Genomic DNA, 645 nt, shown 5'->3' with positions numbered 1-645 from the left:
GTTCGGTCTTGACCCAACCTACCCCGTTCGAAATGCACACCATCTGTATTTTGACGAAACTCGCTTTGCTCACTTTCAGACGACTTTGCGTTCTGTTCATACTGGTCGTCTGAAAAATCAGCCGCCTTAGCCGTAGGTTGGGTCGAGACCCACCTTGTCGAATCCGAAAGCATTGTTGGGTCTTGACCCAACCTACCTTGTTGGGAATGCCCATTATCCGATTCCGCCTCAATCAGATACTGCACAAACGCTTCTTCCAAATCCGGCGCATTCTGCCTTGCCGCCAGTTCGGCGGGCGTGCCCACCGCCAGCACGCGGCCTTTGTGCATAAAGGAAATGCGGTCGCAGCGGGCGGCTTCGTTCATAAAGTGGGTCGAAACGAAAATGGTGATTTTGTCTTCGCGGGAGAGTTTCAGAAGATGCCGCCAGAACATATCGCGCGCGGCGGGATCGACCCCCGAAGTCGGTTCGTCCAGAATCAATACTTCAGGGTGATGCAAGCAGGCGGCGGCAAGTTGCAGGCGTTGGCGGATGCCCAGCGGCAGCGATGCGGGCGCGGTGTCGGCAACGTCCGCCAAATCAAACTGTTGCAGGGCCTCTTCCACCGCCGCCGCGCCTTTAGCGCCCATCTGGTAGAGTCTGGCG

The 645-nt window shown here is 56.9% G+C and carries 1 protein-coding gene; it reads right to left on the bottom strand.

The features are described from left to right. Positions 1-645, bottom strand: a 645-nt coding sequence (locus tag ACTHUR_RS15130; RefSeq protein WP_440399441.1) for an ATP-binding cassette domain-containing protein, incomplete at both ends; no start/stop codon positions are given.

It is taken from the genome of Neisseria sp. P0021.S007 (assembly GCF_051956855.1).
Note: the sequence above shows the minus strand (reverse complement) of the source record. Positions and strands in the feature narration are given on the sequence as shown.